Source organism: Streptomyces sp. NPDC039430, assembly GCF_055639435.1.
In genome coordinates this window covers 91,085-104,820 of sequence record NZ_JBVKAK010000021.1, presented here as the reverse complement: position 1 = coordinate 104,820, position 13,736 = coordinate 91,085, and the positions used below count along the sequence as shown (strand labels likewise).

Below are 13,736 nucleotides of genomic sequence, written 5' to 3'. Positions count from 1 at the left end.
TCAGAGCTTCATCAGGCTGGCGTCGTCGACCGAGGCCGAGTGGCGGGAACGGAACAGCGACACGATGATCGCGAGCCCGACCACGACCTCCGCGGCGGCGACGACCATCGTGAAGAAGGCGATGATCTGGCCGTCGAGATTGCCGTGCATCCGGGAGAAGGCGACGAACGCGAGGTTGCAGGCGTTCAGCATCAGCTCGACGCACATGAACACCACGATCGCGTTCCGCCGGATCAGCACCCCGGCCGCGCCGATGGTGAACAGCAGCGAGGCGAGATAGAGGTAGTTGACCGGATTCATCGCTTGACCTCCTCATCCTCGCGGCCCAGCCGCTCCGACGACCGCTGCTCCAGCGCCTTGAGGTCCGCGATGGCCTCGTTCGACACATCGCGGATCTGTCCGCGGTCCTTGAGCGTCTTGTTGACCGTCAGCTCGGACGGGGTGCCGTCGGGCAGCAGACCGGCGATGTCCACCGCGTTGTGCCGGGCGTAGACACCGGGGGCAGGCAGCGGGGGCAGTTGTGTGCCCTTGCGTACGCGCGCCTCGGCCAGCTCCCGCTGGGTCTTGGCCCGTTCGGTGCGCTCGCGGTGCGTGAGCACCATCGCGCCGACGGACGCGGTGATCAGCAGCGCGCCGGTGATCTCGAAGGCGAAGACGTACCGCGTGAAGATCAGGGTGGCCAGCCCCTCGACGTTGCCGCCGGCGTTGGCCTGGCCGAGCCCGGTGAAGGAGTTCAGCGAGGCGTTGCCGATCCCGCCGATGAGCAGCACACCGAAGCCGAGCCCGCAGGCGGCGGCCCACCAGCGCTGCCCCTTCAGCGTCTCCTTGAGGGAGTCGGCGGCGGTGACACCGACCAGCATGACCACGAAGAGGAACAGCATCATGATCGCGCCGGTGTAGACGACGATCTGCACCACGCCCAGGAAATAGGCGCCGTTGGCGAGATAGAAGACCGCGAGGATGATCATCGTCGCGGCCAGACACAGCGCGCTGTGCACGGCCTTCTTCATCAGGATCGTGCAGAGCGCGCCGATCACGGCGACGGTGCCGAGGATCCAGAACTGGACGGCCTCACCGGTCGAGGTCGTCGTGGCGGCGGCGGCGAAGGAAGGGGCGCCAGTGAAAGAGGAAACAGACGTGACGGACGAGAGGGCGGACGCGGCGAGCAGGCTCATGCACCGACCTCCTCGTCCGTCGGCTTCTCGCCCTTGCTCACCGCGACCTGCCGGACCGTACCCGGCGCGGCCTCGGTGACCAGCCCCCGGTAGTAGTCCTGTTCGTCGGTCCCGGGGAAGATCGAGTGCGGCGACTCGACCATGCCTTCCTGGAGGCCCGCGAGCAGCTGCTCCTTCGTATAGATCAGGTTCTCGCGGGAGCTGTCGGCCAGCTCGAAGTCATTGGTCATCGTGAGCGCCCTGGTCGGGCACGCCTCGATGCACAGACCGCACAGAATGCAGCGCGCGTAGTTGATCTGGTAGACGCGGCCGTAGCGCTCCCCCGGGGAGTAGCGCTCCTCGTCCGTGTTGTCCGCGCCCTCCACATAGATCGCGTCCGCCGGGCACGCCCAGGCGCACAACTCGCAGCCGATGCACTTCTCCAGCCCGTCCGGATGCCGGTTCAGCTGATGCCGGCCGTGGAAGCGCGGCGCCGTCACCTTCTGCTGTTCCGGGTACTGCTCGGTCAGCCGCTTCTTGAACATGGCCTTGAAGGTCACGCCGAAGCCGGCCACCGGATTCCGGGGGGGACGCGGGATGTCCCCCGGCGAAGAGTCAGACACTGTCAGCCTCCTTTCCGTCACTCTCGGTACCGTCACTCACAGTATTGCCCCCGCCACTGACAATCAGCTCGCGGTCACGTCGTGGCCGCCTGCGCGGTACGGGCGGCAACTCCTGTCCCGGCAGCGGCGGTACGGGGAATCCGCCCGCCATCGGGTCGAAGGCCGGGGGTTCCGGTTCGTTCGCCGCCGCGGCCTTCTCCTTCCTGTCGCGGAAGATGTCCGCGACGAAGGAGAGCAGCAGGATCGCGATGACCGCCCCGAGGACGTACAGCACGATCGACTGGAAGCCGTAGTTCTCGTTGCGCAGGGCCCGTACGGTCGCGACGACCATCAGCCAGACCACCGAGGCCGGGATCAGGACCTTCCAGCCGAGCTTCATCAGCTGGTCGTAGCGCACGCGCGGCAGCGTGCCGCGCAGCCAGATGAAGAAGAACAGCAGCAGCTGCACCTTCACCACGAACCAGAGCAGCGGCCACCAGCCGTGGTTCGCGCCCTCCCAGAACGTGGAGATCGGCCACGGAGCGCGCCAGCCGCCGAGGAAGAGCGTGGTCGCGACGGCCGAGACGGTGACCATGTTGATGTACTCGGCGAGCATGAACATCGCGAACTTGATCGAGGAGTACTCGGTGTTGAAGCCGCCGACGAGGTCGCCCTCGGACTCCGGCATGTCGAAGGGGGCGCGGTTGGTCTCGCCCACCATCGTGACGATGTAGATGATGAAGGAGACCGGCAGCAGGATGATGTACCAGCGGTCGGCCTGGGCCTCGACGATCGCCGAGGTCGACATCGACCCCGAGTAGAGGAACACCGACGCGAACGCGGCGCCCATGGCGATCTCGTACGAGATCATCTGCGCGCACGAGCGCAACCCGCCGAGCAGCGGATACGTCGACCCCGACGACCAGCCCGCGAGGACGATGCCGTAGATCCCGACCGAGGCGACCGCGAGGATGTAGAGCATCGCGATCGGCAGGTCGGTCAGCTGCATCGTGGTGCGGTGGCCGAAGATCGACACCTCGTTGCCGGCCGGGCCGAACGGGATCACGGCGATCGCCATGAACGCCGGCACCGCCGCGATGATCGGCGCGAGGACGTAGACCACCTTGTCGGCGCGCTTGACGATGATGTCTTCCTTGAACATCAGCTTGGCGCCGTCGGCGAGCGACTGGAGCATGCCCCAGGGGCCGTGCCTGTTGGGGCCGATGCGCAGCTGCATCCAGGCGACGACCTTGCGCTCCCACACGATGGCGAAGAGCACGGTCAGCAGCAGGAACGCGAAGCAGAACACGGCCTTGACGACCACGAGCCACCACGGGTCCCGGCCGAACATCGACAGGTCCTCCGCGGCGAGGACGGTCCCAGGCGCCGCCGCGAACTGGGCGAGGGCGGTCATGCGCGCACCTCCGGTGCTTCCGTGGCCGCGTCCCTTGCCTCGGCCGGGCCGATACGGACGAGCGTGCCGGGGCGGGAGCCGGTGTCCGCGAGGACCCCGCCGCCCGTGGAGTTGAGCGGCAGCCAGACCACCCGGTCCGGCATCCGCGTGACCTGGAGCGGGAGCGTGACCGTGCCCAGCGGGCCGGTGACGGACAGCTCGTCGCCGTCCTTGACGCCCGTCTCGGCGGCCGTCACGGCGGAGAGCCGGGCGACCGCCGCGTGCCGGGTGCCGGCCAGCGCGTCGTCGCCCTCCTGGAGCCGGCCGAGGTCGAGCAGCAGCCGGTGGCCCGCGAGGACCGCCTCGCCGTCGCCGGGCCTGGGCACCGGACGGGACGGTTCCAGCGGCTCGGTGGCGCGCGGTCCCTCCCAGCGGCCGAGCCGGTCCAGCTCGGTGCGTACGGCCCGCAGGTCCGGCAGTCCGAAGTCGCCGGGTACGCCGGCGCCTTCGGTGGCGGCAGGTGTGGCGGCGAGCGTGTCGGCCAGCATGTGCAGCACGCGCGCGTCGGCCGGGGCCAGGCGCCGGGTCATCTGCTCCGGCTTCAGCGCGGCCTCGAACAGCCGCGCCCTGCCTTCCCAGTTGAGGAACGTGCCGGACTTCTCCGCGACGGCCGCCACCGGGAAGACCACATCGGCCCGCTCGGTGACCTCGCTCGGCCGCAGCTCCAGCGAGACGAGGAAGCCGACGGCGTCCAGCGCGGCCCGCGCGCCCGCCGGGTCGGGCAGGTCCGCGACCTCGACACCCGCGACGACCAGGGCGGCCAGCTCGCCGGTGGCGGCGGCCTCGATGATCTGGCCGGTGTCGCGGCCGTAGTGGTGCGGCAGTTCGCGTACGCCCCAGACCGCCGCGGTCTCCTCACGGGCCCGCGGGTCGGTGGCGGGACGGCCGCCGGGCAGCAGCGACGGAAGCGAGCCCGCCTCCACCGCGCCGCGCTCGCCGGCCCGCCGCGGGATCCACACCAGCTTCGCGCCGGTCGCGGTGGCGGCCCGCGCGGCGGCGGTGAGCCCGCCGGGTACGGCCGCGAGCCGCTCGCCGACGACGATCACGGCGCCCGGCTCGCGCAGCGCCTGGGAGGCCCGTTCGCCGTCCCCTTCGAGTCCGGCGCTGACCGGGTTGGCCGCCAGCGCGTCCAGCCACTCGGTCTCGGTGCCGGGCGCGGCGGGCAGCAGCGTGCCGCCGGCCTTCTCCAGACCGCGGGTGGCGTACGGGGCGAGCGAGAAGGTGCGCTGGCCGCGGTTGCGGTGCGCCTTGCGCAGCCGCAGGAAGACGCCGGGCGCCTCCTCCTCGGACTCGAAGCCCGCGAGCAGCACGGCCGGAGCCTTCTCCAGCGTGGTGTACGTGAGCCCCGTACCGTCCAGGTCACGGCCGTGGCCGGCGATATGGGCGGCCAGGAAGTCGGCTTCCTCGGTGCTGTGCACGCGTGCGCGGAAGTCGATGTCGTTGGTGCCGAGGACGACCCGGGCGAACTTGGCGTAGGCGTAGGCGTCCTCGACCGTGAGCCGGCCGCCCGCCAGGACGCCGGCCCGGCCGCGCGCGGCGCCCAGACCGCGGGCGGCGGCCTCCAGCGCTTCGGGCCAGCTCGCCGGTTCGAGGACACCGTCCTCGTTGCGTACGAGCGGGGTGGTGAGCCGGTCGGGCTTCTGCGCGTAGCGGAAGCCGAACCGCCCCTTGTCGCACAGCCATTCCTCGTTGACCTCGGGGTCGTTGGCGGCCAGCCGCCGCATGACCTTGCCGCGCCGGTGGTCGGTCCTGGTGGCGCAGCCACCCGCGCAGTGCTCGCAGACGCTCGGCGAGGACACCAGGTCGAACGGGCGGGAGCGGAAGCGGTACGCGGCCGAGGTCAGCGCCCCGACCGGGCAGATCTGGATGGTGTTCCCGGAGAAGTACGACTCGAAGGGGTCGCCCTCGCCGGTGCCGACCTGCTGGAGCGCGCCCCGCTCGATCAGCTCGATCATCGGGTCGCCCGCGATCTGGTTGGAGAACCGCGTACAGCGCGCGCACAGCACACACCGCTCGCGGTCCAGCAGCACCTGCGTGGAGATCGGGACGGGCTTCTGGAACGTCCGCTTCTTGCCCTCGAAGCGGGTGTCCGGGTCGCCGACCTGCATGGCCTGGTTCTGGAGCGGGCATTCGCCGCCCTTGTCGCAGACCGGGCAGTCCAGCGGGTGGTTGATGAGCAGCAGCTCCATCACCCCGCGCTGGGCCTTCTCGGCGACCGGGGAGGTCAGCTGCGACTTGACGACCATGCCGTCGGTGCACGTGATGGTGCAGGAGGCCATCGGCTTGCGCTGGCCCTCCACCTCGACGATGCACTGGCGGCAGGCGCCGGCCGGGTCGAGCAGCGGATGGTCGCAGAAGCGCGGGATCTCGATGCCGAGGAGTTCGGCGGCGCGGATCACCAGGGTCCCCTTGGGGACGGAGATCTCGATGCCGTCGATGGTCAGCGAGACGAGATCCTCGGGCGGGACCGCCGCCTCGCCGCCGCCGGAGGGAGCGCTCGTCGTCACGGTCATGCGTTCACCTCCAGGTGCGGGTTCCGGTCTGCCCAGACGGTGGACTTCGCGGGGTCGAAGGGGCAGCCCTTGCCGGTGATGTGCTGCTCGTACTCCTCGCGGAAGTACGTGAGCGAGGAGAAGATCGGGGACGCGGCACCGTCGCCGAGCGCGCAGAAGGACTTGCCGTTGATGTTGTCGGCGATGTCGTTGAGCTTGTCGAGGTCGGACAGCTGTCCCTTGCCGTCCTCGATGTCGCGGAGCAACTGCACCAGCCAGTAGGTGCCTTCGCGGCATGGCGTGCACTTGCCGCAGGACTCATGGGCGTAGAACTCGGTCCAGCGGGTGACGGCCCGTACGACGCACGTGGTCTCGTCGAAGCACTGGAGCGCCTTCGTGCCGAGCATGGATCCGGCGGCGCCCACGCCCTCGTAGTCCAGCGGGACATCGAGGTGCTCGTCGGTGAACATCGGGGTCGAGGAGCCGCCCGGCGTCCAGAACTTGAGCCGGTGGCCCGCCCGCATGCCGCCGCTCATGTCGAGCAGCTGGCGCAGTGTGATGCCGAGCGGGGCCTCGTACTGGCCGGGGCTGGTGACATGGCCGCTGAGCGAGTAGAGCGTGAAGCCCGGGGACTTCTCGCTGCCCATCGACTTGAACCAGTCCTTGCCGCGGTTGAGGATCGCGGGAACGGACGCGATGGACTCGACGTTGTTCACCACGGTGGGGCAGGCGTAAAGGCCCGCCACCGCCGGGAAGGGAGGACGCAGCCGGGGCTGTCCGCGACGGCCCTCCAGGGAGTCGAGCAGCGCGGTCTCCTCACCGCAGATGTACGCGCCCGCGCCCGCGTGCACGATGACATCGAGGTCGAGCCCGCTGCCCAGGATGTTCTTGCCGAGATACCCCGCCGCGTACGCCTCGCGCACGGCTTCCTGCACCCTGCGCAGTACGGGGACGACCTCGCCGCGCAGGTAGATGAACGCGTGCTGCGACCGGATCGCGTAGCAGGCGATCACGATCCCCTCGATGAGGGAGTGCGGATTGGCGAAGAGGAGCGGGATGTCCTTGCAGGTGCCCGGCTCCGACTCGTCCGCGTTGACGACGAGATAGTGCGGTTTGCCGTCTCCCTGCGGGATGAACTGCCACTTCATCCCGGTGGGGAAGCCCGCGCCGCCGCGGCCGCGCAGGCCCGAGTCCTTGACGTACGCGATGACGTCGTCGGGCGGCATGGCGAGGGCCTTCTTCAGCCCCTCGTACCCTTCGTGCCGCTCGTAGGTCTCCAGCGTCCAGGACTCCGGCTGGTCCCAGAAGGCGGACAGGACGGGCGCGAGGATCTTCTCGGGGCTGGTCCCGTTCTCGTTGAGCGCGGCGGCCATCGTCATCACTCCCCCTCCTCGGCTGCGGGTCCGGCCGGGTGGTCCGGGTCGGAGGCCGAGGTCTGCTGCGGCGATGTCTCCGGTGTCCCGGAGGGACTCGTTGTGGGGTGGTGGTCGGGCGACGGGCCGGCGTGCGAGCTGAGGTGCTCGGCGCCCGGCTGCGCCGCGTCGCGCGGCGCCCCGGAGTCGCGCGGGCGCACCACGCGCGGCTCGGGCGTCTCGCCCTTGGCCAGCCGCAGACCGATCAGCGACGCGGGCCCGGCGCCGCCGGTGGCCTCGACGGCGCCGGGGCGCTCGTCGGGGAAGCCGGCGAGAATGCGCGCGGTCTCCTTGTATGTGCACAGGGGCGCGCCGCGGGTCGGCTGGACGGTCTGCCCTTCGCGCAGGTCGTCGACGAGCCGCCTGGCGCTGTCCGGTGTCTGGTTGTCGAAGAACTCCCAGTTCACCATCACGACGGGCGCGAAGTCGCAGGCCGCGTTGCACTCGATGTGTTCGAGGGTGACCTTGCCGTCGTCGGTCGTCTCGTTATTGCCGACGCCGAGGTGCTCCTTCAGCGCGTCGAAGATGGCGTCGCCGCCCATCACCGCGCAGAGCGTGTTGGTGCAGACGCCGACCTGGTAGTCGCCGCCCTGCTTGCGGCGGTACATGGAGTAGAAGGTCGCGACGGCCGTGACCTCGGCGGTGGTCAGGTCGAGCAGCTCGGCGCAGAAGGCCATCCCCGTACGGGAGACGAAGCCCTCCTCGGACTGCACGAGGTGCAGCAGCGGAAGCAGCGCGGACCGGGAGCCGGGGTAGCGGCCGATGATCTCCTCGGCGTCCGCTGCCAGCCTGGCGCGCACATCGGCCGGGTAGTCGGGAGCGGGGAGCTGTGGCATCCCCAGGCTCACCCCCGCGTTGGGCGGTGTGGTGGTCACCGGTCGACGCCTCCCATCACGGGGTCGATGGACGCGACGGCGACGATGACATCGGCGACCTGGCCGCCCTCGCACATCGCCGCCATGGCCTGGAGATTGGTGAAGGACGGGTCGCGGAAGTGGACCCGGTAGGGGCGCGTGCCGCCGTCGGAGACGACATGCGCGCCCAGCTCGCCCTTGGGCGACTCCACGGCGGCGTACGCCTGTCCCGGCGGGACCCGGAAGCCCTCCGTCACCAGCTTGAAGTGATGGATCAGAGCCTCCATGGACGTGCCCATGATGTTCTTGATGTGGTCGAGCGAGTTGCCGAGGCCGTCGGGGCCGAGCGCGAGCTGCGCGGGCCAGGCGATCTTCTTGTCGGCGACCATCACCGGGCCCGGCTCCAGCCGGTCCAGGCACTGCTCGACGATCCGCAGCGACTGCCGCATCTCTTCCAGCCGGATGAGGAAGCGGCCGTACGCGTCGCAGGTGTCGGCGGTCGGGACCTCGAAGTCGAAGGTCTCGTAGCCGCAGTACGGGTCGCTCCTGCGCAGATCGTGCGGGAGCCCGGCGGAGCGCAGGATCGGTCCTGTGGCGCCCAGCGCCATGGAGCCGGTCAGATCGAGATAGCCGACGTCCTGCATACGGGCCTTGAAGATCGGGTTGCCGGTGGCGAGCTTGTCGTACTCCGGCAGGTTCTTCCGCAGCGTCCTCAGCAGCTCGCGCAGCTGGTCGACGGCGCCCGGGGGCAGGTCCTGGGCGAGGCCGCCGGGGCGGATAAACGCGTGGTTCATCCGCAGGCCGGTGATCAGCTCGTAGGCATCGAGAATCAGTTCACGATCACGGAAGCCGTAGATCATGATCGTCGTCGCGCCCAGCTCCATACCACCGGTGGCGATGCAGACGAGGTGCGAGGAGAGCCGGTTCAGCTCCATCAGCAGGACGCGGATGAGCGTGGCCCGGTCCGGTACGTCGTCCTCGATGCCGAGCAGCTTCTCGACGCCCAGGCAGTACGCCGTCTCGTTGAAGAACGACGTCAGGTAATCCATGCGCGTGACGAAGGTGGTGCCCTGCGTCCAGTTGCGGAATTCGAGGTTCTTCTCGATACCGGTGTGCAGATAGCCGATGCCGCAGCGGGCCTCGGTAACGGTCTCGCCCTCGATCTCCAGGATCAGCCGCAGCACTCCGTGGGTGGAGGGGTGCTGGGGACCCATGTTGACGACGATCCGCTCGTCGTCGGCCTTGGCTGCGGACTGGACGACCTCGTCCCAGTCGCCGCCGGTGACCGTATATACGGTGCCCTCGGTGGTCGCGCGGGGCGTGGCGTGGGGTGCGTGGGGAGCAGACATCAGGAGTACGACCTCCGCTGGTCCGGAGCCGGGATCTGGGCGCCCTTGTACTCGACGGCGATCCCGCCGAGCGGATAGTCCTTGCGCTGCGGGAAGCCCTGCCAGTCGTCCGGCATCATGATCCGGGTCAGGGCGGGGTGGCCGTCGAAGATCAGCCCGAAGAAGTCGTACGTCTCGCGCTCGTGCCAGTCGTTGGTCGGATAGATCTCGACCAGGGACGGCACATGCGGGTCGGCGTCCGGCGCGGAGACCTCGACGCGGATCAGCCGGCTGTGGGTGAGCGAGCGCAGGTGGTAGACGGCGTGCAGCTCGCGGCCCTTGTCGCCCGGGTAGTGGACGCCCGACACCCCCGTACAGAGCTCGAAGCGCAGCGCCGGGTCGTCGCGCAGGGTGCGCGCGACCTGGACGAGGTGCTCGCGGGCGACGTGGAAGGTGAGTTCGCCGCGGTCGACGACCGTCTTCTCGATGGCGTTCTCCGGGACGAGTCCCTGCTCCTCCAGCGCGCCTTCCAGCTCGTCGGCGATCTCGTCGAAGGACCCGCCGGGGCCGCCGTACGGCCGGGCGGAGGCGCCCGGCAGCAGCACGGTCCTGACGAGCCCGCCGTATCCGGAGGTGTCGCCGCCGTTGTTGGCGCCGAACATGCCCTTCTGTACGCGGATGGGCTCGCCGGTGTCCTCGCGCGCGGACGGAACGTTGCTTCCGGAGGGCCGCTCTCCGGATCCCTGGTCGCCGGTCACCGCAGCAACCCCTTCATCTCGATCGTCGGGAGCGCCTTGAGGGCCGCCTCCTCCGCCTCGCGGGCCGCTTCCTCCGCGTTGACCCCGAGCTTGGAGCTCTGGATCTTCTGGTGGAGCTTGAGAATGGCGTCCATCAGCATCTCGGGCCGCGGTGGGCAGCCGGGCAAATAGATGTCGACAGGGACAATGTGATCCACACCCTGGACAATCGCGTAGTTATTGAACATTCCGCCCGATGATGCACAAACCCCCATGGAAATCACCCACTTGGGGTTGGGCATCTGGTCATAGACCTGCCGCAGAACCGGCGCCATCTTCTGGCTCACCCGCCCGGCCACGATCATCAGATCGGCCTGCCGCGGCGAACCGCGGAAGACCTCCATGCCGAACCGCGCCAGGTCGTACCGCCCGGCACCGGTCGTCATCATCTCGATGGCGCAGCACGCGAGGCCGAAGGTCGCGGGGAAGACGGATGACTTCCGCACCCAGCCCGAGGCCTGTTCGACGGTGGTCAGCAGAAAACCGCTCGGCAGCTTCTCTTCGAGTCCCATTGGTGGCCCCTCAGCCCCTTTAGTCCCATTCCAGACCGCCGCGCCGCCACACATACGCGTAGGCGACGAAGACGGTGAGCACGAAGAGCAGCATCTCCACGAGCCCGAAAAGCCCCAGGGAGTCGAAGGTGACAGCCCAGGGGTAAAGGAAGACGACCTCGATATCGAAGATGATGAAGAGCATCGCCGTCAGGTAGTACTTGATGGGAAAACGGCCGCCTCCGGCCGGCGTCGGCGTGGGTTCGATGCCACACTCGTACGCTTCAATTTTGGCCCGGTTGTAGCGCTTTGGCCCGATAAGCGTGGCCATGACCACGGAGAAGATCGCAAACCCAGCCCCGAGGGCGCCGAGCACGAGGATGGGTGCGTAGGAATTCACGCCCCTCAGCTCCTTCCAGTCGTCCTTGACCGTTGGATCGCACCGGGCGGTTCGCCTCGCCGCCCCACCGCAACCCCTGAAGATCGCGTACATGTGAGGCAGTTCACAAGCCCGACTGCCCCGCATCCTATGCCCGGTGGTCTGTGATCTGCGACACGGGGTACAGCAACGGCTTTGTGATCTCCACCACCCGACGAAGGATCATGAAGTCGGATGAGCGGTGATCTTCATACGTGAAGCGGCCGAGCGGTCACCAGATGTGACATCCGATCTCGTTTCCGCTGGTCGGGGGCGCATCCCTCTACCAAGGGATGCACCGTACAAGCAAATTTGCAATGAAATAGTCTACCGTGATAAGGGCCCGATGGTCACCCGCACGAGGGGAAGTGCGGACCGACATGGACACGTGCACGCATTCACGAGCAACCGGGACAGCTTCACGTGCGTCCACAGAGATACGTGCGAGCACCTTCGAAGGACCCCAAGATCACGCCGAGATCACGCCGGGATCACCCCGAGCGGGCCCCGTGATCGTTCCGGCCGCCGGACGTGGCCACTCTGTGACCTGTACCACCTCACCTCACCGCCAAGACAAGAGGGCTTGGCCAAGTATGTGAAGGGGTGGTAAGTGGCGGGCAATTCGGACGTTTACCCGAAAGACCGTGATCACAGCCATGATCACCCATGCCCGGTTTGCCCGTTACGGCGTCAATAAGACCCGAGGCTAAGCGGATTCACAGATTCCGAACGTAACTGTGGCGCAACACACCTTGCTTGACGGGAACCAGGTTCCACCTGATAGCCGTAGTTCTCATGTCCCACACCGCTCACATACCCAGCCACCGGAAGCCCCGCCGCAGCGCGTCGAAAGTCGTCCTCCGTAGTGGAGTTGCCGGTGGCGTCCTCAGCACCATCGCGGTCGCCGGTGCCGCCGGACCGGCGAACGCCGAGCCGGTGACCACCCAGACCATCGAAATGCCCACGCTCACCTCCGGACTCGTCGGCGACTTCACGCGGTCCGCCGAGGCCACGCAGCGCGTCGCGAACTCCCTGGACCTGCGCGCCCAGCAGGACGCCGCCGCGTCCTCCGCCGCGCAGACCGCCAAGAAGGCCAAGGCCGAGGCGGACCGCGAGGCCGAGGCGAAGAAGAAGGCCGCCGAGGCCCGCGCCAAGGCCGCTGCCGCCGCCGAGCGCGCGTCCCGTACCGCGGAGCGCACGACCCTGTCGGCGTCCTCCTCCTCGAACTCCGGCTCGGGCTCGTCCTCCGGCTCGACCGCCTCCGCCTCGAACGTCAGCTCACAGGCGACCGGCTCCGCGGCGGCCGTCCTCGCGTTCGCCCAGTCCCAGATCGGCGACGCGTACATCATGGGCTCGACGGGCCCGAACGCCTGGGACTGCTCCGCCCTCGTCCAGGCCGCCTACCGCCAGATCGGTGTCGACCTCCCGCGCGTCTCGCAGGACCAGTCGACGGCCGGCACCCAGGTCTCCCTGAGCAACCTCCAGCCGGGTGACATCCTCTACTGGGGCGGCGCGGGCAGCGCGTACCACACGGCGATCTACGCCGGCGGCGGCGAGTTCATCGGCGCGCAGAACCCCAGCTCCGGTGTTGTGAAGAAGTCCATGGACTGGGACCCGCCGAGCGGCGCGGTCCGCGTCCTCTGATCCACCCGCAGGCCCACCGGCCATACGGCGAACACCCGCACCCCTCTCGGGGGATGCGGGTCTTCGTCGTTCCCCTCCTCGCCCTGTCAGGCGGCCGGGGCAGGAAGCGTGACTCCCGTGAGGCGCTCGGACTCCGCCCACAGACGGGCGTTGGCGGCCGGGTCGAGGGCCCGGCGGGTGGTACGGGCCGTGGTGGTGGGGCCGACCAGCTCGAACCGTCGGCTCGGACCGTAGTAACCACCCGCGACGGCACCGGGATCGGCCGCCGCGTACAGCAGCGGTTCCGTGCCCTGCTGGACGTCCTGCGAGGGCAGGAAGGTGAGAGACGTGAGTACGGAGACCCCGCGCGACGGCTTGCCGGTGCCGAGACTCGGCCCCGTCGTCTGGAGGTTCGTGCGGGTATAGCCGGGGTGCGCGCCGGTGCTCAGCAGCCGCCAGCCGCGCTCGGCGGCGAGGGCCGCGAGGTGCCGGGTCATCATCAGGTTGGCGAGCTTGGACTGCGCGTAGGAGAGGTTGGGGCTGTAGCGGCGGCGCTCCCACTGAAGATCCTCGAAGTCGATACGGCCGTAGTTGGCCACACCGCTGCTCATCGTGGTCACCCGCGGCGCGGTGGCGGAGAGCAGCAGCGGAAGCAGCCGGACGGTCAGCGCGAAGGGGCCGAGGTAGTTGCTGCCCATCTGGAGCTCGAAGCCGTCGGCCGTGGTGTGCCTGGACGGCGGGGCCATCACCCCGGCGTTGTTGACCAGCAGATCGAGTGGGGTGCCGTCGGCGATGAGCCCGTCGGCGAACTCCTGGACGGAGGCCAGCTCGGCCAGATCGATCCGGCGCACCTCCAGCCGGGCGTCCGGGTGCTGGGCCAGGATCTCCGCACGGGCCTGCTCGCCCTTGGCGACCGTACGGACGGCCATCACGACCCGCGCCCCCGCGCCGGCGAGCCGCCGGGCCGCTTCCTTGCCGGTCCCGCTGTTGGCGCCGGTGACGACGGCGAGCTTCCCGCTCTGGTCGGGGACGACGTACATGGCGACTCCTTCTAGTAGACCGGCGGTCTGTTGTCTCGACTGCCCCGACGCTAGCAGACCGATGGTCTGCTA

General features: G+C 69.1%; 13 protein-coding genes. 1 reads left to right on the top strand and 12 read right to left on the bottom strand.

Going from position 1 to position 13,736, the window contains the following annotated elements; genetic code table 11:
• The 11 genes from nuoK to ACZ7LS_RS33445 are packed head-to-tail and all read right to left on the bottom strand — an operon-like array spanning position 1 to position 10,983.
• Positions 1 to 300, bottom strand: a complete 300-nt coding sequence (gene nuoK / locus ACZ7LS_RS33495) for an NADH-quinone oxidoreductase subunit NuoK (RefSeq protein ID WP_129773108.1) — start codon at positions 298 to 300, stop codon at positions 1 to 3.
• Positions 297 to 1,175, bottom strand: coding sequence for an NADH-quinone oxidoreductase subunit J (locus ACZ7LS_RS33490; protein WP_385134614.1), 879 nt, complete (start codon positions 1,173 to 1,175; stop codon positions 297 to 299). Before ACZ7LS_RS33490 ends, nuoK begins: the two co-directional genes overlap by 4 nt.
• Positions 1,172 to 1,777, bottom strand: coding sequence for an NADH-quinone oxidoreductase subunit NuoI (nuoI, locus tag ACZ7LS_RS33485; RefSeq protein WP_382525755.1), 606 nt, complete (start codon positions 1,775 to 1,777; stop codon positions 1,172 to 1,174). Before nuoI ends, ACZ7LS_RS33490 begins: the two co-directional genes overlap by 4 nt.
• A complete protein-coding gene (gene nuoH, locus ACZ7LS_RS33480; RefSeq protein ID WP_385134612.1) occupies positions 1,770 to 3,170 on the bottom strand; it encodes an NADH-quinone oxidoreductase subunit NuoH in 1,401 nt (466 codons plus the stop codon). The genes nuoI and nuoH overlap by 8 nt, the downstream gene beginning before the upstream one ends.
• Positions 3,167 to 5,722 (bottom strand): NADH-quinone oxidoreductase subunit G, encoded by a 2,556-nt coding sequence (locus ACZ7LS_RS33475; RefSeq protein ID WP_385134610.1) that lies wholly within the window; start codon positions 5,720 to 5,722, stop codon positions 3,167 to 3,169. Before ACZ7LS_RS33475 ends, nuoH begins: the two co-directional genes overlap by 4 nt.
• Complete coding sequence (gene nuoF / locus ACZ7LS_RS33470) at positions 5,719 to 7,080, bottom strand: NADH-quinone oxidoreductase subunit NuoF (protein WP_356516655.1); 1,362 nt, start codon at positions 7,078 to 7,080, stop codon at positions 5,719 to 5,721. The genes ACZ7LS_RS33475 and nuoF overlap by 4 nt, the downstream gene beginning before the upstream one ends.
• Positions 7,080 to 7,949 (bottom strand): NADH-quinone oxidoreductase subunit NuoE, encoded by an 870-nt coding sequence (gene nuoE, locus ACZ7LS_RS33465; RefSeq protein WP_385134631.1) that lies wholly within the window; start codon positions 7,947 to 7,949, stop codon positions 7,080 to 7,082. Before nuoE ends, nuoF begins: the two co-directional genes overlap by 1 nt.
• A 35-nt stretch (positions 7,950 to 7,984) precedes the next feature.
• Complete coding sequence (locus ACZ7LS_RS33460) at positions 7,985 to 9,316, bottom strand: NADH-quinone oxidoreductase subunit D (RefSeq protein ID WP_382525749.1); 1,332 nt, start codon at positions 9,314 to 9,316, stop codon at positions 7,985 to 7,987.
• A complete protein-coding gene (locus tag ACZ7LS_RS33455; protein ID WP_382525748.1) occupies positions 9,316 to 10,053 on the bottom strand; it encodes an NADH-quinone oxidoreductase subunit C in 738 nt (245 codons plus the stop codon). The genes ACZ7LS_RS33460 and ACZ7LS_RS33455 overlap by 1 nt, the downstream gene beginning before the upstream one ends.
• A complete protein-coding gene (locus ACZ7LS_RS33450; RefSeq protein WP_046505025.1) occupies positions 10,050 to 10,604 on the bottom strand; it encodes a NuoB/complex I 20 kDa subunit family protein in 555 nt (184 codons plus the stop codon). The genes ACZ7LS_RS33455 and ACZ7LS_RS33450 overlap by 4 nt, the downstream gene beginning before the upstream one ends.
• A 19-nt stretch (positions 10,605 to 10,623) precedes the next feature.
• A complete protein-coding gene (locus tag ACZ7LS_RS33445; protein ID WP_382525791.1) occupies positions 10,624 to 10,983 on the bottom strand; it encodes an NADH-quinone oxidoreductase subunit A in 360 nt (119 codons plus the stop codon).
• Positions 10,984 to 11,796: 813 nt separating this feature from the next.
• Here ACZ7LS_RS33445 and ACZ7LS_RS33440 point away from each other — a divergent pair.
• Positions 11,797 to 12,645, top strand: coding sequence for a C40 family peptidase (locus tag ACZ7LS_RS33440; RefSeq protein WP_382525745.1), 849 nt, complete (start codon positions 11,797 to 11,799; stop codon positions 12,643 to 12,645).
• Positions 12,646 to 12,731: 86 nt separating this feature from the next.
• On the opposite strand, the gene ACZ7LS_RS33435 is transcribed toward ACZ7LS_RS33440, so the two are convergent.
• Complete coding sequence (locus ACZ7LS_RS33435; protein WP_385134607.1) at positions 12,732 to 13,664, bottom strand: SDR family oxidoreductase; 933 nt, start codon at positions 13,662 to 13,664, stop codon at positions 12,732 to 12,734.
• Between the last annotated feature and the right edge of the window lie 72 nt (positions 13,665 to 13,736).

Bases quoted from the DNA above. Each gene is read 5' to 3' on its own strand.
- ACZ7LS_RS33490 (WP_385134614.1), bottom strand. From the start codon at position 1,175: ATGAGCCTGCTCGCCGCGTCCGCCCTCTCGTCCGTCACGTCTGTTTCC.
- ACZ7LS_RS33435 (WP_385134607.1), bottom strand. From the start codon at position 13,664: ATGTACGTCGTCCCCGACCAGAGCGGGAAGCTCGCCGTCGTCACCGGC.
- nuoF (WP_356516655.1), bottom strand. From the start codon at position 7,080: ATGACGATGGCCGCCGCGCTCAACGAGAACGGGACCAGCCCCGAGAAG.
- nuoE (WP_385134631.1), bottom strand. From the start codon at position 7,949: ATGCCACAGCTCCCCGCTCCCGACTACCCGGCCGATGTGCGCGCCAGG.
- ACZ7LS_RS33450 (WP_046505025.1), bottom strand. From the start codon at position 10,604: ATGGGACTCGAAGAGAAGCTGCCGAGCGGTTTTCTGCTGACCACCGTC.
- ACZ7LS_RS33440 (WP_382525745.1), top strand. From the start codon at position 11,797: ATGTCCCACACCGCTCACATACCCAGCCACCGGAAGCCCCGCCGCAGC.
- ACZ7LS_RS33460 (WP_382525749.1), bottom strand. From the start codon at position 9,316: ATGTCTGCTCCCCACGCACCCCACGCCACGCCCCGCGCGACCACCGAG.
- ACZ7LS_RS33475 (WP_385134610.1), bottom strand. From the start codon at position 5,722: ATGACCGTGACGACGAGCGCTCCCTCCGGCGGCGGCGAGGCGGCGGTC.
- nuoK (WP_129773108.1), bottom strand. From the start codon at position 300: ATGAATCCGGTCAACTACCTCTATCTCGCCTCGCTGCTGTTCACCATC.
- nuoH (WP_385134612.1), bottom strand. From the start codon at position 3,170: ATGACCGCCCTCGCCCAGTTCGCGGCGGCGCCTGGGACCGTCCTCGCC.